This is a genomic window from Candidatus Rokuibacteriota bacterium, from assembly GCA_016188005.1.
In the GTDB taxonomy this organism is placed as follows: Bacteria; Methylomirabilota; Methylomirabilia; order Rokubacteriales; family CSP1-6; genus UBA12499.
Genome location: JACPIQ010000051.1, coordinates 21,810 through 43,789 on the forward strand (window position 1 = coordinate 21,810; position 21,980 = coordinate 43,789).

Below are 21,980 nucleotides of genomic sequence, written 5' to 3' on the forward strand. Positions count from 1 at the left end.
GTCAGAGCACGTAGAGCCAGGGCCGCGCGGTGAGGCTCGCGGCGCGCCAGAGGCCGCTCTCGGCGAGCCAGCCGACGGCCTCCGCCGCGTCGGTCGACGCCATCACCGCCAGCGTGCACCCCGCGGGGAGGAAGCCCCCGAAGAGCAGGCGTCCGGCCCCGCGGGCCTCGACCAGCGCGAAGTCGGCCATGTCCACATCCGTGGCCTCCCCCTCGACGATGGTGGCGGCGCGCGACCCATCGGTGACGAGCGGCGGCGGCCGCCACGGCTCGAGGAAGCGCTCGAAGAGGGTCGAGGTGTAGCCGGTCCACGCCCCGCCCTTGAAGTACGGGTCCTCCTCCACGACGCACGCGACGTCCGGGGCCTCCGGCACCCGGTAGAAGATGTCCGCCGTCCTTCCGTCGGGCGAAGGTCCCCCGGCCACCACGAAGCCCCGGGTGCGCAGGTCCATCAGCCGCGCCAGGTGGGCCTCCCGGAGGGGGGTGCGCCGGGTCACGTAGTCGGGGGCGGGGGTGATGGCGACGTGGGAGACGGGCATGTCCGCATGGTACTTTGCCGGGCCCCCTCGGCTCAATGCCCTATACTGGCCGCGTGCGGCTCCCGGGTCAGCGCCCCTCGTTTCGCCGCGTGGTCCGCGCCCTCGCCCTCGGGGTCCTGGTGAGTGTGGGCGTGACCGCGCTGTCGCACGCGGGCGTGCTGGCGGGCTGGGAGACGCGAGCCGTGGACGCCTTTCTCTTCTTCCGCGACCGCGAGCCCTCCCCCGACATCGCCGTGGCCCTCGTGGACGAGGAGGCCTTCCGCGAGCTGGGCGAGCGCCAGCCGCTCTCGCGCCGCTACCTGGCCGACCTGGGCGAGCTCCTGCTCCAGAGCGGCGCGCGGGTCGTGGCCTTCGACGTGCAGTTCCGGGCGCCCACCGCGCCCGAGGAGGACGACGCGCTGCTGGCGCTCTGCGAGCGCTGGCAGGGGAGCGGTCAGGGCCGGCTCGTCTTCGCCTCCGTCGCCACGCCGCGGGACGGCGCGGCGGGCGGGCCGTATGACCTGGCGCCGCTCTTCTCGTCGCGGCTCGGCGGGCTCGTGGGCTTCGCCAACGCGCCGGTGGGGCAGGACGGCGTGATCCGCCGGATGGTGCCCGTGCTGCCCGCGGCCGGCGGCGGGCTCCTGCCGTCCTTCGCGCTGGCCGTGGCGGCGGGGCACGCCGGCCATGCCCCCGCGGATCTGGCCCGGGCCCTCGCCGTGGGCTCGCCGCTGACCCTGCCGGTGCGCGACGTGACGGGGAGAGTCGGCCGCGCTGACTCTCTGCCCCTGGCGCGGCTCGCCTCTGCCCAGTGGCGCATCGACTACGCCGGTGCCGCGGGAGCCTTCACCTCCTTCCCCAGCGGCCCGCTGGTGGCGCTCGGGCGGAGCGGGGTCAGGCCTCCGGCGGACAATCCCTTTCGCGGGAAGATCGTCCTGGTGGGCGCGGCCTTCGAGGCGAGCCGGGACTTCCACCCGACGCCCGTGGGGATGATGGCCGGCGTCGAGGTCCACGCCAACATGGTCCACACGCTGCTGGGACGGCGGGCGCTCCTGCCGCCGCCCATCCTCCTCAACCTCGCGGTGCTGATCGGGGCGTGCCTGGTCGTGTCGCTGCTCTCGGTGTGGCTGCGCCCCGTGTGGGCGGCGCTGGCCGTGGGCGGGCTCGTCGCCCTCTTCGCGGCGCTCTCCTACGAGGCCTACACGCGCGGCGGCTACTGGCTCGACTTCGTGGCGCCGCTCGTGGGGATGCTCGCGTACCTGCAGGGCGCCCGGCTCCTGGCGCGGCGCAGGCTGAGGCAGGCCTTCGGGCAGTTCGTGAGCCCCGCGGTGATGGATCGCGTGCTGCGCGACGGCGCGGCCCTCGGCGGCGAGACGCGGACCTGCTCCGTGCTGATGTCGGACCTGCGCGGCTTCACGAGCATGGCGGAGCGGTTGCCGCCCGCGCGGGTCTCGGCGGTGATGAACGAGTACTTCACCGCCATGGTGGACGTGATCCTCGGGCACCGCGGCATGGTGCAGGACTTCATCGGCGACGGTATCCTGGCGGTGTTCGGGGCGCCCCTCCCCAACCCGGAGCACGCCTGGCACGCCGTCGAGACGGCGCTGGGGATGCAGGCGGCGCTCGCCGCCCTCAACAAGCGCTGGCAGGCGGAGGGCCGGGCGCCGCTGGCCATGGGGGCCGCCGTGCACACGGGGGTGGTGTTCGCCGGCAACGTGGGGGCGCCGCGGAAGAAGAAGTACGCGGTGCTGGGAGACACGGTCAACACGGTGTCGCGCATCGAGGGGCTCAACCGCGAGCTGGGCACGACGGTGCTCGTGAGCGCTGCCACGCTGGCTGCCGTGGGGGATCGGGTCGCCGTGAAGGACCGCGGCGCCCTCACGGTCAAGGGCAAGGCCGAGCCCGTGCAGGTCTTCGAGCTGCTGGGGAGGTAAGGCGGCGATGACGGGAAGACGTGGGCTCGTGGCGTGGCTGGGCACCGCGCTGGTGGCCGCGGGCGTCGGGCTCGCTGGCGATGCCTCCGCGCAGACCGGCGAGGTGGCCGGGATGATCACCGAGATCAAGCTCGGCAAGGGCGCGGTGGAGGTGAGGCCGGCGGGCGGCGACTGGCGCCCGGCCGGGCCGCTGATGAGCCTGCTGTCGGGGGACACCGTGCGCGCCACCGGGGGCGGATCGACGGTGATCCTCCTCACCGGCGGGCGTGGGACGATCCGCGTCGAGGGCCATACCGGGCCCGTGGTCGTGCCGGGTCCCCAGGCCGGCGAGGGGAAGATGCAGAAGGCGCAGGCGCTGCTCAGCGCCAGCCTCGGCTTCCTCTCCTCCCGGGCCAAGGAGATGCCACAGGCCGTGCTCGGCACCCGCTCCTGGCTCAAGCCCCCGGCCGTGCTGGCGCCGCGCAACGGCCCGGTGCTGGCCGATGCGCTCAGCTTCGAGTGGTGGGGCAGCCGGCTGTCGCGCTACACGATCCAGATCGTCGGGCCGTCGGGCGTCGCCCTTGAGCGCGCGGGGGTCACGGGGGCGCGGCTGGACTACCCGGCTGATGCGCCCGCACTGGCTCCCGGCATCCGCTACACGTTCAGGGTGAGCGCCGAGGGGCAGCCGCCGCAGGAAGCGTGGTTCGAGGTACTGAGCCCCGAGCGTACGCGCGAGGTGCGGGCGAGCCTGGCCGCGCTCGAGCAGGAGGTGGGCGCGGCGGCGCCGTCGAACACGCTGGTGGCCCTGCGCGCGGGCTTCCTGGCGCAGCAGGGCCTCGTCCACGAGGCGCGCCGCGCCGTGCTGGCGGCGCTCGCGAAGGACCGGGACGAGCCGACGCTCCACCTGCTCCTGGGCAACCTCTACTCCCAGTCCGGGCTGCCCGAGCAGGCCCATCAGTCCTTCGACGAGGCCCGCTTCCTCATGGGCGGCACGCTCAGGCGGTAGGCCAGGCCCACGCCCCGGCCGTTCTCGACGCGTGCCCGTCGCGCATCCCCAGTGGCGGGTGTCAGTAGTCGCCGATGTAGAGACGCACGGCGAACTTCTGCGGGCTTTCCTTGACGAGCACCTCGAGGAAGGTGCGGACGGGGGTGAGCTCCTGCAGGATGCCCTCGCCGATCACCTCCTGGATCACGACCTCGAACCTGCGCTCCGTCAGGACGCCAAGAAGCATCTGCGCGATGCCCAGGCGGCGCTTGGCGAGGTTCTCTGGGGTGAGCGCGGCGGCTTCCGGAGCGATCCCGGCGAGGCCGCGGGCGGCCACCTTCGCTGAGAGGGCCTCCAGTCCGCGCCGCTGGAGCTTGCTGTCGGCTGCGACGACGTTGGCAGGCTCGCCGCTCAGGATGCGGGTCACCGCCAGGACCTGACGGACTTCCCGGACCCTGGCGGGCGGGGTGTCAGCGAAAACTGCGGCGAGCGTCTGTGAGAGCCGTTCGAAGGGCGTCACGGGGCGCTGCTGGCCCGGCGAGACATCCTATCGGGTCCGGACGGACGCGCTCTGTGTCACGAACAGCGGCGGGAAGCGGAACTTCGATCCATCGAGGTAGTCCTCGACGAGCTCGATGGCGATCCAGCGCCGGTCGAGATGCTCGGCCGCTTGCCCCGTGATGTTCGATCCCGCGAACATGTCGAGAACGACATCTCCCCGGTCAGTGCAGAGCTTGATGAAAAACTCCGGGAGGCCCGGCGGGAACCGAGCCGGGTGGACCGGAAGCCCCGCCTGCTGGCAGCGCTTGAGGTACTCGCCGTTCGAGTCGTTGTTCCCGAGCTCGATGAGGTTTGGTGGAATCGCCCCGCCGTGGTCGCGCGTGAACTTCGACGTGATCGTGTGGCCGCTCGGCCTGGCCTTCGCGCGATACCCGCGCTCGAGCAGGCGGCGCATGTCGGCGCTGTACTCCTTGAGGACCTTGCGGTTGTCGGCTTTGGGCCAGGGGGTCTTGGACAGCCACCAGACGAGGTTGACCGCGCACTTCACCCGGATTCGGCGGACATTCACCCACTCGGCAGGGGCGGGGAGGGCTCCGGGATTGTACCAGTAGATGTCCTGCGCGAGGTGAAGGCCCACCTTGTCGTGGAGCGCGAGGAGAAGATGGTACTGGTAGAGGCTGCGGGTCGGGGCTCCCTTGTTCCAGACCCCGCCGATGTCGATCACGAAGCTTCCGTCCTCGCGCAGCACCCGCTTGCAGTGGTCGGCGATGGGCAGGAACCAGGCGATGTACTCGTCGATGCGGACCGTCCCATACGGCTTCTTCTTCTGGAAGGTCAGGGGGAACGGGGGCGACGTGACGATCAGGTTGACCGACTCGCTCGGCAGGTCCGCCAGAACGTCGAGCGCGTCGCCCAGGTAGGCCCGGCCGAGTCTCGTCTGGTAGAAGGGCTTCATGGTGCCGTTCGCGCGAGCTCCTCTCCCCGGCGAGAATAGCCTGCTTCGGGAAGAGCTGTCAACGAGATCTAGGGGTATCGTCAGAGATACACCCCCGCATGTTGGGGTTGGGTGGGAATCGGGCCCCGACCCTCACGTCACCCAGCCGCCGGCGAAGGGGATGACCTGCCCCACGAAGAAGTCGGCGTCCTCGGAGGCGAGGTAGACCGCGAGGCGCGCCGACTCCTCGCTGCGCGCGATGCGGCCCGCCGGGATGTTCTTCACCATGCGCTCGAGGGCCTTCGGGTCCGCCACGAGCTCCGGCGGGAAGTAGGTGGGGTTCTCCACGTAGTTCTGGGCGATGGCGTTGACCTGGATGCCGTCGCGCGCCACCTCCCGCCCCACCGCCTTGGTGAGCCCGTTGATCCCGGCCCGCGCCGCCGTGTAGGCCGCGTAGCGGGCGAGCCCCGGGAAGGCGGCGGCCGAGGACATGTTGATGATCTTCCCGCGCCGGGCCGGCCGCATGACCCGGAGCGCGGCGCGCAGGCAGTAGAAGGGCTCGTCCAGGAGCCGCTGCATCAGCTCCCGCCACGCCGCGTCCGTGACCGCCTCGGTGGCGCAGCCCGCGGGCGGGCAGGCATTGTTGTTCACGAGCACGTCGAGCCTGCCGAAGCGCGCCACCACGGCGTCCACGGCGCGATCGGCCTCGGCCGACTCGGCGAGGTCCCCCGTGAGGGCCAGCGCCGTGCGCCCGAGGCGCTCGGCGAGAACGACCAGGGGCGCGGCGGCCTTCGGCTCGCGGTCGTGGAGCGCGAGCGTGGCGCCCTCCCGCGCGAACTCCTCCGTGAGGGCCGGGCCCATGAAGGCGCTGCAGTTGGTGATCAGCGCGACCTTGCCGGTGAGTCTCATGCGGGCCTCGGCATCCCGCGCCAGCCTAGCCCCGATGGCCCGCGCGCGCAAGGACGTGGCCCGGGCCGAGCTGATGATGTGGGCGCCGGGCCTCTCAGGGCGCGACCAGCGTCAGCCTCGGGAAGTAGCTGCGGTAGCGCCGCGCATCGCGTGTGAGGAGCGGCAGTCCGCGTACCGCCGCGTGGGCTCCGACGTAGAAGTCCGGCAGGGGCGAGCGCTTCCGGCCGCCCGCTCGCCGATATCTCAGGAAGCACCTGGCCGCCAGGAAGGCCGCCTCCCAGGGCAGGGCCTCCCGCCGGAAGAAGTCGGCCGGAAGGGCAGCGTCGACGTCCTCGATCTGCTCGAAGCCGACCGAGACCTCGGAGTACACGATGGGATTGATGACGAGCGCATGGTCTTCGGCCAGGCGCGCGAGCTGCCCCGAGGACCACTCGAACGACGTCGTGTCCTCCGTCACCACGTCGAGGATGACGTTGCTGTCGACGAGGATCTCGCGCATCCAGGAACGTCTACCGGGCGCGCGTCAGGGCCATGATCTGGTCGGTGGTCAGCCGGGTGGTGGCCCTCCCTCGCATGCCAGCCAGGAGCCGCCCGCCCCGGTGGCTGGCGGCCCGGACTCTGCGAAGGATGACAGTGCTCCCCCTCAGGCGGAACTCCACCTCGGTTGCCGGCAGTAACCCCGCCTTGCGGCGAATGGCCAGCGGGATCGTCACCTGTCCCTTGCTCGTGATCCGCATCGTTCCCTCCCCTCGGGCGCAGGAGTCTTACCGGTAAGAGTAAGAGCCTGGCACAGGCGAGTCAAGGCGCACGATTCGGATTCGGCTCGCGGTCGTGGAGCGCGAGCGTGGCGCCCTCCGGCGCGAACTCCTCCGTGAGGGTCGGACCCATGAGCCCGAGAAGAATCCTCTTTACTCCTGCCGAGACAGTACTTATAGTCGCGGGCACCTGCGGGCGCCCGACCGTGTCGGGGAAAACCCGGACTCTCCCGCTCTTGTCCCCGGGGCCGATACGCCTGCGCGCTCTGTGGGACTGGAAGCGAGGTGTCGCGTGCAACACGGGACATCTGAGTCGAGAGGTATCACCGCTGGTGCCCGCCCGGTCATGCTCGTCGTGGAGGATGACGAAGGGGTCCGCGCGGCCTACCGGGTGATCTTCGAGAGCGAGTATGACATCGTCGCGGTCCCGGATGGCCTCAGCGCGATCGAGATCGTTCAGTCCCGTCCCGTCGATGTCGTGCTCCTGGAAATCCTCATGCGCGGCATCGACGGCCTCGAAGTGCTCCGGGAGATCAAGGCTTTCGATGGGCAGATCCCGGTGGTCATGGCGACGGCCGTGAAGACGGTGCGGACGGCCGTGGACGCGATGAGGCTCGGCGCCTTCGACTATCTCACGAAGCCGTTCGACGACGAGGAGGTACTGGGCGTGGCCCGCCGTGCCGTGGCGCAGCGGAGGCAGCAGGCTCCTCCTGGGGCTGGGGGAACCGCCCGACCGCTGGCGCGCGCGGTGCCCGCCCCGGGGCGCATCCTCATCATCGGGGGCGACATCGGCTGGCAATCCGTCCTCGCCGTCGCCCTCCAGCGATCGGGCCTCGTGGAACTGGTCGCCACCGCGGCCGCCTTGGTCGCCGATGCGGATCTGCGGTGGGTCAAGGGTGTGATCGTGGATCCTGGCGAAGTGGCACCAGGGATCCTCGGCTTCCTCACCGCGCTGCGAGAGCGTCTTCCGATCAGCCCGGTGCTCGTTCTCGGCGCCGCTCCGGACGTGTCCGAGCTCCGCACGCCGCGCCTGCACTGGGTGGCGCGCGCTCCTGGGCATCTGGCGAGGTTGGTCGACGGGATGACTGCCGCGTGCCCGGCGGGCCGGCCGGCGGCGGCTCCGCTGACCCCTTACTCCGGGCGCGCGATGGAGCATCTCGCGATCCACTATGGGCACCCACTCACGGTTGCCGGCGTGGCCGGCGCCATCGGAATCTCGGAGAGTCATCTCGCCCACACCTTCCGGGCCGATACGGGGATGTCTGTCAGGAAATTCCTGACACGGGTCCGGGTGAGAGTCGCCGAGCACCTGCTGGCGACGACGTCCGGCAAGGTGGCCGGGATCGCCGCGAAGGCCGGGTTCTTCGACGCCTCCCACCTCGCGCGAGTCCTCCGCCGGCACGCCGGGCCCCGTTCCGGGGCGCGCCGCCCGACCCGCGCCGAAGGGCTGTAGAGGCCGCAGCCCATCCCGGCCCTGCTTGTACAGGGCGGCTGCAGCCCTGTCCTCCATTTCAGCAGCCCTGTCCGATTGACGCCGCACTGCTTCCCCCCCATGTTCGGGGCCGTGGCGATGCGCAGCCCGTCGCAGCTGGACGGTATGGCGCGCGGCTCGACCGGACAGCGGAGGGGTCGCTGTGACGGCTAACCTCGCAGAGCACCGAGGCCCGTAGCGTGATCGGACCGGGAGCGCGCTCGGGCGCCGACGAGCTGGACGCCTCAGATCAGTCCCTCCGACTTGTCTCGACGTGGCAACGCGTGGCCGTTCTGGTGCTCGCGGCCGGCCTGCTCACCGTCGGCCCGGTGCCATCAGCGTCAGCGGCCCCTCCGTCCTGGTGGAATGCGGCATGGAGCTTCCGTCAGCTCGTGACGATCACGGCGCCTCCGGCGTCCATCCCGCAGGGGTACAGCCTGAAGGTCACGCTCGACCACGCAGCACTCGTGGCTGCGGGGAAGTCGCTCGCCTCCGGACAGGACGTGCGGGTCGTGTACTGGAACGGCGCCGCACACGTCGAGCTCGATCGCATCCTCGCGCCCGGCTCGTCCTGGAACACGAGCACGACGACGCTCTGGTTCAAGGCGCAGGCCGCAGTGTCCGCCGGAGCCCCCGACGACAACCACGCCCTCTACTACGGCAACACGGCAGCCGGCGCGGCCCCCGCCAGCGGCGACAGTGTGTTCTTGCTGTGGGACGACTTCCAGGCGGCGGCGCTCAACGCGGCCAAGTGGGTGGTCTTGACCTCGGGGGCGGTGACGGTCACGGTCAGCAACGGTCAGGTGAAGGTCAGCGGGACGACGGACGCCAGCAACCAGTACTCCGGCTTTGGGGTCCGATCAGTGGCCACGTTCACGGCCGACTTTCTGGTGGAATCCTCGTTCAGCATCGCGGCCCAAGGGACCGGGGCCCACGCCAACTGGAAGGGGGCCTTCGGGCTCGGCGAAGGCTGTGCGAGCGGGCTGGGGGTGAAGAGCGCGGGGAGTACGAACAAGCGGATCCGGTGCTGGAACGGGTCGATCTGGGTGGACATCGCCGACAGCAGTCTGGATGCCCAGACGTTCGCGGGGCGCGGGGTGGGCCAGGCCTTGACGAGTGACGGGGTGGGGCGCCACTACGAGGACGGGGTGCTCAAGGCCACCCGTACCGGGCTCAGCACCGCCGCGCGCACCCCCGTCCTCCGGTATGGGCCGGATCAGGCCAGCCAGACCTTCGACGTTCGGTTTGACAACGTGCTGGTCCGGATGTTCCTCGCAGCGGACGCGTCCATCTCGGTCACCCTTGGAGCCGAGGTCGCACAGACCGGGAACCCGGCCCCGACGCTCGGCGCGATCTCGCCGACGAGTGCGGTCGCCGGAGGCGCGGGCTTCACGCTGACCGCCACCGGCAGCAGTTTCGTGTCGGGTTCCGTGGTGCGCTGGAACGGGGCGGACCGGACGACTTCCTTCGTGAGCGCCACGCAGCTTCAAGCCACCATCCCCGCGACCGACCTGGCGAACCCGGGCACCGCCCAGGTCACCGTATTCACGCCGACGCCCGGTGGCGGCACATCGGCGCCTCAGGCCTTCACGATCACCAGCGCCGCGACCACGCTCGCCATCACCTCGGTCAATGGCGGCGCCAACCCGACGGCGGGGGCCCCGTTCTCGGTCGTCGTGACGTCCCAGAACCCCCAGGGGGGCAGTGCTGCCGTCGCCACCGCCACAGGCACGACCCTGAGCCTCAAGACGGGCACCGGTACCCTCGGGGGCACGCTCACCGGGACGATTCCCGCGGGGACGAGCCAGGTCACCATCAGCGGAGTCACGTACACCAGGGCCGAGAGCGGAGTGGTCTTCACCGCCACGCGGACGACGGGCGACGCCCTGACCCCGGGCGACAGCGCGGCGTTCACGGTGAATGCTGGTCCAGCCAGCGCCCTCGCCTTCACCACCCAGCCCGCGAACGCCGCCGTGGGGGGGCTGATCCCCGGGCCCCCAACCGTCGCGGTACGGGACAGCCAGGGCAACACCGTCACGACCTCCACGGCGTCCATCACGGTTGCCATCGGGACGAACCCGGGGGGCGGGACCCTCAGCGGCACCGCCACCAGGAGCGCTGCGTCCGGGGTGGCGAGCTTCAGCGACCTCAGCATCAATAACGCCGGGACGGGCTACACGCTCACCGCGACGGCGGCGGGGCTCGCGGGGGCCACGAGCAACGCCTTCAGCGTCGGGGGAACCGGCACGATCAGCGGGAGTGTGTCGCGCGGCAGTGACGGCCGGGCCGTCGGCGGGGCAACGGTCGAGGCCCTCCAGGGTGGCACGGCGAGAGCCACCGATGTGACCGCGCAGGACGGAACCTACAGCCTTCCGAACCTCGCCGCCGGGACCTACGACGTCCGGGCGTCTGCCGACGGGTACCTCGCCAGCTCAGAGAACGGGGTGGTGGTGACAGGCGGCGCAACGGCGACCGTGAACCTGAGCCTCACCGCTGGTCCGTTGCCGGGGTCGATCGCATACCTGTACGACCGATCGGGGCGTCTGGTGGGAGTGGTGGACCCCGCGGGGGAGACGGCCGTGTACAGCTACGACCCGGTCGGGAATCTCCTCTCCATCGCCCGTCGCAGCTCCAGCGTGGTGTCGATCATCGACTTCTCGCCAGGCAGCGGGGCCATAGGGGCAACGGTGCGGATCTACGGTACCGGATTCAGCGCGACGGCATCGCAGAACACCGTGAGCTTCAATGGGGTAACGGCGGCGCTGACGTCGAGCACCGCGACTGAGATCGTCACGGCCGTACCCTCCGGTGCGACCTCGGGCCCGATTGCCGTCACCGCACCGAGTGGGTCAGCGACCAGCAGTGCATCGTTCATCGTTGGGGGAGCGGGCGGCGCCCCGACGATTAGCGGTTTCAGCCCCGGGATTGCGACGGCTGGCACACCGCTCACGATCAACGGGACGAACTTTGATCCGGCGTATGCAAACAACAAGGCGCGCTTCAACATCACGCTGGGGACTGTCACCACGGCTACGGCGAGTTCGTTGGGGACGAGCGTGCCGTCGTCCACGGGGTCGGGACGCATCTCGGTCACAACCCCGGGCGGGATGGCGGTGAGTAGCGGGGATCTCTTCATCCCACCCTCTCCGTATACCCCCCCTGACGTGGTGTTCACGAGTCGCATGGGAAACCCTGGGAATGCGTCAGTCACGATTGGGACAGCTAGCAAGATCGCACTGGTCGTGTTCGACGGCCAGGGAGGACAGCCGCTCAACGTGTCGATGACCGGGGTGACGATCCCGCAGAGCACGGTCACGCTCTACAGTCCTACCGGCGCCGCCCTCGCATCCATGTCGGTGAGCACAGGCGGCGGGAGTTTCCCGATACAGACCCTCCCGGGCAACGGGAGCTACACGATCCTCGTAGCACCGACGAGTCCGTACACAGGAAGTATGACATTGGCCGTTGGTACGCCGCCGGACCTGGTGGTGGTCGCTCCGGTGACGGTGCCGACGGCGCCGGTGCTCCCGAACGCGGATGGGAGCTACAGCGTGCCGATCTCCTGGACGGTGCAGAACACGGGGATGAGCGGGATTCCCACCTCGGCCTCCTGGACGGATCGGGTGTACGTCTCGGTGGACGCGGTCGAGGACGGGGTGGACGTGATAGTGCGAGACGAGGCGCACGTCGATGGGCTGGCAGGGGGAGCGAGCTACGCGTCGGGCGCGGTGACGGTGACAGTTCCGGCGAGTGTCAGTCCGGGGAGCTATTACATCATCATCCGGACCGACGTCCACCAGCAGATCGCCGAGAGCGATGAGGGGAACAACACCCGGGCGTCGGCCACCCAGGTGACGCTGGCCCCTCGGCCGGACCTGGTGGTGACATCGCTCCAGGCGCCAGGGAGCGTGGCACGGAACGGCGACGGCACGTGGAGTGTCCCCGTGCTCTGGGCAGTCCAGAACGTGGGAACGACACCGACGCCGGCATACCCGTCCTGGTGGGATCGGGTGTATCTCTCGACGGACACGGTGCTGGACGGGAGCGACATCGGCTTGGGGCAGGTGTACCACGCTGACGGGCTTGCAGCGGGAGCCACCTACCAGGGCTGGCTGACGGTGACGGTGCCGGGCTCGGTGGCGCCCGGCAGCTACTCCATCATCGTCAAGACCGATGACCCGTATAACGACCTGATTGAGGCCGACGAGACCAACAACACCCGGGCCTCGGGAATCCAGGTGACGCTCTCGCCATGACGACCATGCGACTCAAGCCTGCGTTCGGCGTCGTCCTTCTGCTTGCGCTGGGTTACTTGTTGGTGCCTCAGGCCTCCGGTCCCCGCTCGACGGCGCGTGGGCAGGAGACCGCCGGCCAGAGCGCCACCGTCTTGCCTGATGGCCGCTGGCTCGTGCTCGGAGGCCAAGGACCCGATGGTCCGCTCTCGGGGGGAGCGATCTGGGACGGACCGTCCTCATCGTGGGGGGGCTGGGCGTGGACGGGCGGGTGGTGGCCGAGGCAGAGCGCTTCGATCCGGCAGCGCAGCGCTTCGAGGCGCTGACCTCCGCAGCGCCCACGCCGCGTGCGTATCACACCGCGACGCTTCTCACGGATGGTCGGCTGCTCATCGTCGGCGGGATCGCGGAAGATGGAGTGCCGTCTAGTCCCGCCGAGACCTGGGACCCGCAGGCCGGCACGACGGAGACTGTCCGCGCCGGTCCCGCGGCGCCCCGCCTGGGCCACACGGCGATGCTCCTCCCGGACGGCAGCGTCCTGATCTCGGGTGGGGTCGATCGCGCCGGCGTCGCCCTCACGCGAGGTGAGGTGTACGACGCGGGCGCCGGGCGCTTCGCTGCGATCGAGACGCCCCAGCAGCCAGCCGCGGTGCCGACGGCTGGCCCGCGCGTGGAGTTCTCGGTACCGTCTGACGGGGCCACGGACGTGCCCCTCGCGCCGCGCCTGGTGCTGCGCTTCTCGGTCCCCGCGCGGGTCGAGACGGTGACGAGCAAGACGGTCACGCTGAGCGGCCCCGAGGGGCCCGAAGCCGTCACCGTGACGGCGGCCGAAGGCGGCATGCTGGTGTTCATCCGCCCGAACGCGCCGCTCCTGCCGGGCGCCACCTACACGCTGTCGCTGAACGGGACGGAGGACGGGCGCGGGCTCTCTCTGCCTTTCACGGCCGTCCAGTTCAGGACCCGGGAGGCGCCGGCGGGGCCCGAGAGGGCGGCCCGGGCGCCGGCGCCCGGGCCCGCGACCCACTCGGGGGCGGCTGACCCGGGGGCGAAGGGGGACGCGGAGGCCGCCGGCAACGCAGAGGACTGGGAGTGGAGGGGCGAGCGGCGGGACGGCCAGCCCTACTCTCGGTGGCAGGCTCTGCCACCGCTCCAGGCCCCGGCGGGGGTGACGGCGCTGGCCGGCCAAGTGCTCAAGCTCAACGGGGAGCCGCTGCCCGACGTCACGCTGCGCATCGGCGGGCGCAGCGTGCAGACGGATACGACGGGACGCTTCCTGCTCACCGACCTCCCCGCCGGCGGGCCGCTGATGGTCATCGACGGCTCCACGGCGAGCCGGCCGGGGCGCACCTACGCGCGGTTCATCCAGCACGTGGACCTCACGGCCGGCGTCACGACCGTGCTGCCGTATACCATCTGGCTGGCGCTCATCGACACGAAGCACGTGGTGCGGCTGCCCGTTCCGACGACGCGCGAGGTCGTCGTGACGACGCCTCGGGTGCCGGGGCTGGAGATGCGGATCCCGGCGGGCGTCGTCCTGCGCCACCGCACGGGCGAGGTGGTCAGGGAGGTGTCGCTGACGCGCATCCCGACGGACCGACCGCCGTTCCCTCTGCCCAAGGGCACCGACTTCTTCTTCACCCCCGAACTACTCGGGGCGCACGTGGAGCGCCCGGACGGCACCGAGAGCCCTGTGGGGGTGCGCTTCGTGCTCCCCAACTACCAGGGCCTGGCTCCCGGCGTCCGGGTCGACCTCTGGGACTACCTGCCCGAGCACCGCTGGCGCGTGTCGGGCCAGGGCACGGTGCGGCGCGATGGCCGCCAGATCCTGCCCGACCCCGGCGTGGAGTACTTGCGTGTGGGCTGCATCTTCACCCTCGGGAGCGACGGCTTTGCGCCCACGATGGGGCCGATCCCGGGGGCCAAGCGGTGCTGCGACCCGGTGGATCCGGCCACGGGGCTGTTCGTGCTGGAGAAGACCGACCTCATCGTGCCCGACGTGATCCCGATCGTGCTGATGCGGACGTACCGGCCCGGGGGGCTGACGCGGCAGTTTGGCGCCGGGGCCAACCACCCCTACTTCATGTTCCTGGTGGGCGAGGCCGTGACCTACAGCTCGGCGGACCTGGTGCGGGCGGACGGCTCGAAGATCCACTACGTGCGGACCTCGCCAGGGACCGGGCAGACGGACGCCGTGATGGAGCACACGGCGACGCCGACGGCCTTCGACAAGTCCCAGTTGGCCTGGAACGCGACCCGGGCCGGCTGGGACATCACGCTGCGGGACGGCACGGTCTACGAGTTCGCGGGGGCGGCCCCGGCCCCGGGCCCCCCGCTGACCGGGATCCGGGACCGGTGGGGGAACCGCTTGACCATCGAATACGCAGTGTCGCGGCAGATCAAGCGGATCACCACGCCGAGCTGGCGGTGGCTGGAGTTCACCTACACGACCACGGACCTGATCACCCAGGCCCGGGACCACGCCGGGCGGGTGGTGAACTACGAGTACGACGGGTTCAATCGGCTGACCGCCGTGGTGGACGCGGGCGGGGGGCGGACGGAGTACACATGGGACCCGGGCGGCGCCGACCGGATGCTGACGCTGAAGGACGCCCGAGGGATCGTGTTCCTGACCAACGAGTATGACGCCGCGAACCGGGTCACCCGGCAGACGCAGGCGGACGGCACGAGCTACCAGCTCGCCTATACGCTGGACCTGGACGGCAAGATCGTGCAGACGGACATCACCAACCCCCGGGGCGACGTGCGGCGGCTGACGTTCAACGCCGCGGGCTACCCGCTGACCCACACCGCCGCTTCCGGCACCCCGCTGGCCCAGACGACGACGTACGTGCGGGACACCGCCAACCGGCCGACCTCCATCATCGACGCCCTGGGGCGGCAGACGGCCTACGCATACGACGCCCAGGGGAACCTCACGAGCCTCACCCGGCTGGCAGGGACGGGCGAGGCGGTGACGACGGGCTTCACCTACGAGCCCCTCTTCAGCCAGGTGGCGAGCGTGACGGACCCGCTGGGCCACACGACGACGCTCGCCTACGACGCGGCGGGGAACCCGACGACGATCACGAGCCCGCTGGGGGTGGCGACGACGCTGACCTGGACGGCGGCGGGGCAGCCGCTGACGATCACGACGCCGGCGGGGACGACCCAGCTCGGCTACGACCTCGGGGACCTGGTCACGATCACCGACCCGCTCGGGCGCATCACCACGCGCTTCACGGATCTCGCCGGCCGGCTGGTGAGCGTCACGGACTCCCGGGGCGGCCAGACCCGCTATGCCTATGATGCCCTGAACCGGCTGACGAGCCTGACCGACGCCCTGGGCGGGGTGACGCAGTTCAGCTACGACCCGAACGGCAACCTCCTCGCCGTGACCGACGCCCGGGGGAGCGTCACCGGGTACAGCTACGACAGCATGGACCGGGTGGCGACGCGGACGGACCCGCTCCTCCGGGTGGAGAGCTACCAGTACGATCTCGCCGGCAACCTGACCCAGGTGACGGACCGGAAGGGCCAGGTCACAACGGTCAGCTACGATGCCCTGAATCGCCGCACAAGCGCGACCTACGCCGACGCCTCGACGACGAGCTACGGCTACGATGCGGGCAACCGGCTGCGGACGGTGACGGACTCCCTCGCGGGCACGCTCACCCTCACCTACGACACCCTTGACCGCCTGACCCAGGAGGTCTCCCCCCAGGGGACGGTCGCCTACAGCTACGACGCCGCCAGCCGACGGAGCAGCATGACCCTCCCGGGCCAGCCGGTCGTGACCTACGGCTACGATGCCGCCGACCGGTTGCTGCAGATCGCGAAGGGCAGCGCGGCGGTCACCTTCGGCTACGATGCCGCGGACCGGCGGACGCTGCTGACCTTGCCCAACGGGGTGACGACGGAGTACACGTATGATGTGGCCTCCCAGCTCACCGGGCTGACCTACAAGCAGGGGGCGGCGACGCTCGGCGTCCTCACCTACGCCTACGACCCCGCCGGGAACCGCACCCAGGCGAGCGGGAGCTGGGCGCGGACGGGGCTGCCGGACCCCATCACCTCGGCCAGCTACAACGCCGCGAACCATCAGCTCGCCCTGGGCGGCCGGGCGATGACCTACGACTTGGCGGGGAACCTCCTCACCCTGGCGGAGCCCACGGGCACGACGAGCTTCACCTGGGACGCGCGCAACCAACTCAGCGCCCTGACGACGCCGGACGGGACGGCGAGCTTCCTCTACGACGGCCTGGGGCGCCGCCGGGCGAAGATCCTCAACGGCACGCGGACCGACTACCTCTACGATGGGTTGACGCCGGTGCAGGAGCTGCCCGTGGGAAGCGCGGCCGCCACCCTCCTCACGGGGCTGGGGATCGACGAGTACTTCACGCGGACGACGGGCGCCACGACGCGCACGCTCCTGACCGACGCCCTGGGCTCGACTGTCGCCCTCACCGACGCCACGGGGGCCCTTCAGGCCGAGTACACCTATGAGCCCTTCGGGGCGACCACGGAGACCGGCGCCGACAGCAATCCCTTCCAGTACACGGGGCGGGAGCAGGACGCGGGCACGGGGCTCTACTCCTACCGGGCCCGCTATTACCACCCGGGGCTCCAGCGGTTCGTGAGCGAAGACCCGATCGGGTTTGCGGGGGGAGATGTCAACTTCTACGCCTACGTCCGTAACAATCCGCTTCTCTGGATAGATCCTTGGGGCCTCAGATATACGGTTGAGCAGTTGGCGGCCATCATTTACAACGAGACCGCGGGTTACGAGGACGGGGGCCAGTGCAGCCTTTACGGAGCTCGGACCGCCATCGGCAACGTGGCCGTGAATCGTGAGGCAGTCGGCATGCTTGGCGGTATCGCACCCGCGAGCCTCGGCGTCCAGGAGGAGCGGAACATCCGGGGTGGACATCCGCGGGCTGGCGCGGCCTACGCACAAGCGCTCAGTGTGGCCGCTGCCGTCCTAGCCGGACGGAAGGATGAGGAGCAGAACTTGGTGGACCCCACCCGTGGGGCACTACACTTCATTTTCGACTATGGCCAGGGTCTACCGCGATGGGCTCGAGTCGCACCACGTCTCATGTTCGGACCGTGCATCAACCGCGGAGGCGGCGGTGATGTCCCCCGCAATGTTCCTACTCTGATCAAGGTGGTTCCGTGAGGGTCGTCGGAGACGGGTCTTGGCGCGGCGGGATCGGCTCACGCTCCGGCAATGCGATTGTTGCCCTTGCCGCGATGGTCACGATTGTGTTGGCGCCGGACGGGGCAGCGGCCGCGGCCGAGCAAGGGAGGGTCGCAGCGCTATCGACGAGAGAACTTGTGGACTGTCTTAGATCCGACGCTCACTGCAGGATCGAGGAGTGGGTGATTCGTGAGGAGATGTCGCGCAGGAAGGAAGTTGCCCTCTTGACTTCCGCGTACGTGACGAGCACCGACGAGGTCCAGAAGGATCGGCTGGCTGAGGTGCTTTTTGAGATCGATGACCTTGAGGTCTCCCGGTTCATGCGGGCACTGATGACGCCAGAGGCGACTCTACGCGGCTATTACGCGGCGCAGTACCTGGCACAACGTGGGGACCGTCGCGCGCTGTCGATCATGAACCAGAACTATTTCAAGTATCCGGTGTCGTCTGCAGCGTGGGCGTCAACCGTCCAGCTGTTCGGCAAGTACCGATATCGCCCTGCGATCAGCCACCTTATCGAGTCCATCGACGCGGCGTCGGTGAACGTTGCTGCAGCCGCTGTGGAGAGCCTTCAACTGCTGTTCCCTGGTTCGCCATCGGAATTCAAGTCAGCCGCAGAGGCGAAGAAGTACTTTCGGGAGCGAGTAGGGCGACAACCTTAAGACGGGGCCGCAGGAGCTCGTGATCGACGGCCGGAGCGCGAGCGGGCCGGGGCGGAGGTACGGGGTGTTCGAGGTCGGGGTCGTGATCACGGCCGGCCAGACCATCGGGCTCGGCTACACGGTCTGGATGCCGCGGATCGACACGGCGCATGCGGTGACGATCCCGACGCAGACGGCGACGGCGCTGGTGATCACGACCCCGCGCATCCCGGGGCTGGAGCTGCGGCTGCCGGCGCACAGCAGCATCCGGGATCACGAGGGCGCCCCGGCCACCGAGATCAGCACCACGCCGATCCCGCAGGACCGGCCGCCGTTCCCGCTCCCGCAGGGGTCGGCGCCGCCGGCGTACTTCACGATCCAGCCGGGGGCGGGGTACATCTCCAATCCCGACTATGCGGGGGCGCAGCTGGTCTATCCGAACCGGCAGCAGGCGCGGGCGGGGACGCGCTTCGAGTTCTGCCAGTACGATCCGAGGGGGCGGGGCTGGCACGTGTACGGCCACGGCACGGTGATGGAGGACGGCCGCCAGATCGTGCCCGACCCGAAGGTGGCGATCTACGAGTTCACGGGGGCGATGGCGGCGGACCCGGGGCTGGGTTACGCTCCGGCGCTGGCGGGGGCGAGGCTCTCCGGGGGGGACCCGGTGGATCTGGCCACGGGGCTGTTCGTGCTGCGGAAGACGGACCTGGTCGTGCCGGACCTCATCCCGATCGTGCTGACGCGCACGTACCGCCCCGGGGATGGCCAGTCGCGGGCCTTCGGGTTCGGGATGAGCCACTCCTACGACATGTTCCTGGTGGGGGACGTCAATCCCTACACCTACCTGGACCTGTTCCTCCCGGACGGGACGCGGATTCATTTCGCGCGCATCTCGCCGGGGGGGAGCTGGCCGGACGCGGTCTACGAGCACACGGCCACCCCGACCCGGTTCCACAAGGCGCGCATCGTCTGGAACGAGAGCCATGTCGGCTGGGACCTCACGCTGAAGGACGGCACGCTGTACCAGTTCCCGGAAGCCAACGGGGCGCCACGCCCCCAGTGGGCGGCACTCAAGGGGTACCGGGACCGGTACGGCAACGCCCTGACGCTGACCCGCGACAGCAACCGCGACCTCACGCGGCTGACCACGCCGAGCGGCCGGTGGGTGGCGCTGACGGTGGACGCCAGCCACCGGATCACCCAGGCGCAGGACAATACTGGCCGCACCGTCAGCTACACCTACGACGCCGGGGGGCGGCTCAGCACGGTGACGGACGCGGCGGGCGGGGTGACGACCTACGGCTACGATGCCTCGAACCGGATGACGACGATCACGGATGCGCGCGGCATCGCCTACCTGACCAACGAGTACGACGCCACGGGCAAGGTGATCCGGCAGAGCCAGCCCGGGGGGATCGTGCACCAGCTCGCCTACACGCTGGGCCCCGGGGGCATCGTCACCCAGACCGACGTCACCGATCCGCGGGGCGGGATCGAGCGGGCCGCCTTCAACGACGCGGGCTACCCCGTGAGCGACACGCGCGCGCTGGGCGCGCCGGAGCAGCAGGCGACCAGCTACGAGTGGCAGGCGGCGACGAACCTGCTCCTGGCCCAAACCGACGCCCTGGGGCGGCGGACGGCCTACGCCTACGACACCAACGCCAACCTCAGCAGCCTCACCCGGCTGGCGGGGACCGGCGACGCGGTGACGACGGGCTTCAGCTACGAGCCCCTCTTCAGCCAGGTGGCGAGCGTGACCGACCCGCTGGGCCACACGACGACGCTCGCCTACGACGCGGCGGGCAACCCGACGACGATCACGACCCCGCTGGGGGTGGCGACGACGCTGACCTATACGGCGGCGGGGCAGCCGCTGACGATCACGACGCCGGCGGGGACGACCCAGCTCGGCTACGACGGAGGCGACCTCGTCTCGATCACCGACCCGCTGGGGCGGACGACGACGCGTTTCACCGACAGTGCCGGGCGGCTGGTCAGCGTCACCGACCCTCGGGGCAGCCAGACCCGCTACGCCTACGACGCGCTGAACCGGCTGACGAGCCTCACCGACGCCCTGGGCGGGGTGACGCAGTTCGGCTACGACCCGAACGGCAACCTCCTCACCCTGACCGACGCCCGGGGGAGCGTGACCGGCTACAGCTACGACGCCATGGACCGGGTGGCGACCCGCAGCGACCCGCTCCTCCGGGTCGAGAGCTACCAGTACGACCTGGCCGGCAACCTGACCCAGGTGACGGACCGGAAGAGCCAGGTCACGACGGTCAGCTACGATGTCCTGAACCGCCGCACAGGGGCGACCTATGCCGACGCCTCGACGACCACCTACGGCTACGACGCGGGCAATCGCCTCCGCACGGTGACGGACTCCCTGGCCGGCACCCTCACCCTCACCTACGACACCCTCGACCGCCTGACCCAGGAGGTGAGCGCCCAGGGCACCGTGAGCTACGGCTACGATGCGGCGGGGCGGCGGACCAGCCTGGGCATCCTGGGGCAGCCGGCCGTGACCTACGGCTATGACGCCGCCGACCGGTTGCTGCAGATCACGAAGGGGAGCGCGCTGGTCGCCTTCGGCTACGACGCGGCGGACCGGCGGACGCTCCTGACCTTGCCCAACGGCGTGACGACGGAGTACACGTATGACGTGGCCTCCCAGCTCACGGGGCTGACGTACAAGAAGGGCGCGGCGACGCTCGGCGCCCTCACATACGCCTACGACGCCGCCGGGAACCGCACCCAGGCGAGCGGGAGCTGGGCCCGGACGGGGTTGCCCGACCCCATCACCTCGGCCAGCTACAATGCGGCGAACCACCAGCTCGCCCTGGGCGGCCGGGCGATGACCTACGACCTGGCGGGGAACCTGCTCACCCTGGCGGAGCCGACGGGGACGACGACCTTCACCTGGGACGCCCGCAACCAGCTCTCGGCGATGACGACGCCGGACGGGACGGCAAGCTTCCTCTACGACGGCCTGGGCCGGCGCCGCGCCAAGATCCTCAGCGGCACCCGGACGGACTACCTCTACGACGGGCTGACGCCGGTGCAGGAGCTGGCGGGCGCCACGGTCACCGCGAATCTCCTCACGGGCCTCGGCATCGACGAGTACTTCACGCGGACGACCGGCACCACGACGCGCACGCTCCTGACTGACGCCCTGGGTTCGACTGTCGCCCTCACCGACGACACCGGCGCCCTTCAGGCCGAGTACACGTACGAGCCCTTCGGGGCCACCACGGAGACGGGCGTCGACAGCAATCCGTTCCAGTACACGGGGCGGGAGCTCGACGCGGGGACGGGGCTCTACTACTACCGCGCCCGCTATTACCACCCGGGGCTCCAGCGGTTCATCAGCGAGGATCCGATCGAGTTTGCCGGTGGCGACATGAATCTGTATGCCTACGTGTTCAACGATCCGGTCAACGCCGCCGATCCGAGTGGGACCGTGCGTATCGAAACGCCCCCACTGCTTGCGTCTATGTGTCGGGGTGATCTCCTGCCGGGTCTCGGCGGCCGGAAGGATCCCTCAATATTGGAGCGTGTTGTTGGCTTTGCCCGTGATCTGGTCGGCGATTCTGCCTGCGATCCGAACAACCTGCTGCCCGGGCCGGGAATGGTAACAGGGCCCACGAAGGGCATGCTGAAGGCGTTTGGCAACCAACTCGCGAAGCACGGCAGAGGATCGCTGGGAAAATCGCTCGCGACTCTGGAAAGGCGGCTGGCCGAACATCTCGGGAAGCTTGCAGACATCGAGAAGGCCGGAGAGCCCCCGGGTTCAGTTCAACGAGAGATCCGAAACTTTCAGGCGCAGATCGCAGCGCTTAGGAAGATATTGGAGAACCTACAGTGACGACACGTCGACTCCTGGGAACGGCGGCGGATATCGTAGCGCTCGGAGAGCGTCTTTCAC

General features: G+C 70.1%; 13 protein-coding genes. 7 read left to right on the forward strand and 6 right to left on the reverse strand.

The window, feature by feature from the left end:
* Position 1: 1 nt before the first annotated feature.
* Positions 2-538: a hypothetical protein gene (locus HYV93_10035; protein MBI2526310.1), complete on the reverse strand. Its 537-nt coding sequence runs from the start codon at positions 536-538 to the stop codon at positions 2-4.
* A gap of 53 nt (positions 539-591) precedes the next feature.
* Here HYV93_10035 and HYV93_10040 point away from each other — a divergent pair, with 53 nt between their 5' ends.
* Together HYV93_10040 and HYV93_10045 are read left to right on the forward strand one after the other, a co-directional pair.
* Entirely contained in the window at positions 592-2,448 is a 1,857-nt protein-coding gene (locus HYV93_10040) for an adenylate/guanylate cyclase domain-containing protein (GenBank protein MBI2526311.1), read from the forward strand.
* 7 nt (positions 2,449-2,455) lie between these two features.
* On the forward strand, positions 2,456-3,433 hold the full coding sequence (locus tag HYV93_10045; GenBank protein ID MBI2526312.1) for a hypothetical protein: 978 nt from the start codon (positions 2,456-2,458) through the stop codon (positions 3,431-3,433).
* Positions 3,434-3,494: 61 nt separating this feature from the next.
* Here HYV93_10045 and HYV93_10050 read toward each other — a convergent pair whose 3' ends face one another.
* The 5 genes from HYV93_10050 to HYV93_10070 all read right to left on the reverse strand — a co-directional run bounded on the left by HYV93_10050 (position 3,495) and on the right by HYV93_10070 (position 6,493).
* Positions 3,495-3,932, reverse strand: a complete 438-nt coding sequence (locus HYV93_10050; protein ID MBI2526313.1) for a hypothetical protein — start codon at positions 3,930-3,932, stop codon at positions 3,495-3,497.
* A 27-nt stretch (positions 3,933-3,959) separates the two neighbouring features.
* Positions 3,960-4,868, reverse strand: coding sequence for a site-specific DNA-methyltransferase (locus tag HYV93_10055; GenBank protein MBI2526314.1), 909 nt, complete (start codon positions 4,866-4,868; stop codon positions 3,960-3,962).
* Positions 4,869-5,000: 132 nt separating this feature from the next.
* Positions 5,001-5,756, reverse strand: coding sequence for an SDR family oxidoreductase (locus tag HYV93_10060; GenBank protein ID MBI2526315.1), 756 nt, complete (start codon positions 5,754-5,756; stop codon positions 5,001-5,003).
* Between the two features lie 94 nt (positions 5,757-5,850).
* Positions 5,851-6,255: a type II toxin-antitoxin system VapC family toxin gene (locus HYV93_10065; protein ID MBI2526316.1), complete on the reverse strand. Its 405-nt coding sequence runs from the start codon at positions 6,253-6,255 to the stop codon at positions 5,851-5,853.
* A 10-nt stretch (positions 6,256-6,265) separates the two neighbouring features.
* Complete coding sequence (locus HYV93_10070; protein MBI2526317.1) at positions 6,266-6,493, reverse strand: AbrB/MazE/SpoVT family DNA-binding domain-containing protein; 228 nt, start codon at positions 6,491-6,493, stop codon at positions 6,266-6,268.
* Positions 6,494-6,857: 364 nt separating this feature from the next.
* On the opposite strand from HYV93_10070, the gene HYV93_10075 reads away from it, so the two are divergent.
* From HYV93_10075 to HYV93_10095, 5 genes are all read left to right on the forward strand, one after another.
* Positions 6,858-7,964 (forward strand): DNA-binding response regulator, encoded by a 1,107-nt coding sequence (locus HYV93_10075; GenBank protein MBI2526318.1) that lies wholly within the window; start codon positions 6,858-6,860, stop codon positions 7,962-7,964.
* 410 nt (positions 7,965-8,374) lie between these two features.
* Complete coding sequence (locus tag HYV93_10080) at positions 8,375-12,238, forward strand: DUF2341 domain-containing protein (GenBank protein ID MBI2526319.1); 3,864 nt, start codon at positions 8,375-8,377, stop codon at positions 12,236-12,238.
* 220 nt (positions 12,239-12,458) lie between these two features.
* The gene (locus HYV93_10085) at positions 12,459-17,390 is read left to right on the forward strand and encodes an Ig-like domain-containing protein (protein ID MBI2526320.1); all 4,932 of its coding nucleotides are present in this window, start codon (positions 12,459-12,461) and stop codon (positions 17,388-17,390) included.
* Complete coding sequence (locus tag HYV93_10090; protein MBI2526321.1) at positions 17,387-18,073, forward strand: hypothetical protein; 687 nt, start codon at positions 17,387-17,389, stop codon at positions 18,071-18,073. The genes HYV93_10085 and HYV93_10090 overlap by 4 nt, the downstream gene beginning before the upstream one ends.
* A 19-nt stretch (positions 18,074-18,092) precedes the next feature.
* The gene (locus HYV93_10095; protein ID MBI2526322.1) at positions 18,093-21,920 is read left to right on the forward strand and encodes an RHS repeat protein; all 3,828 of its coding nucleotides are present in this window, start codon (positions 18,093-18,095) and stop codon (positions 21,918-21,920) included.
* The last annotated feature ends 60 nt before the right edge of the window (positions 21,921-21,980 follow it).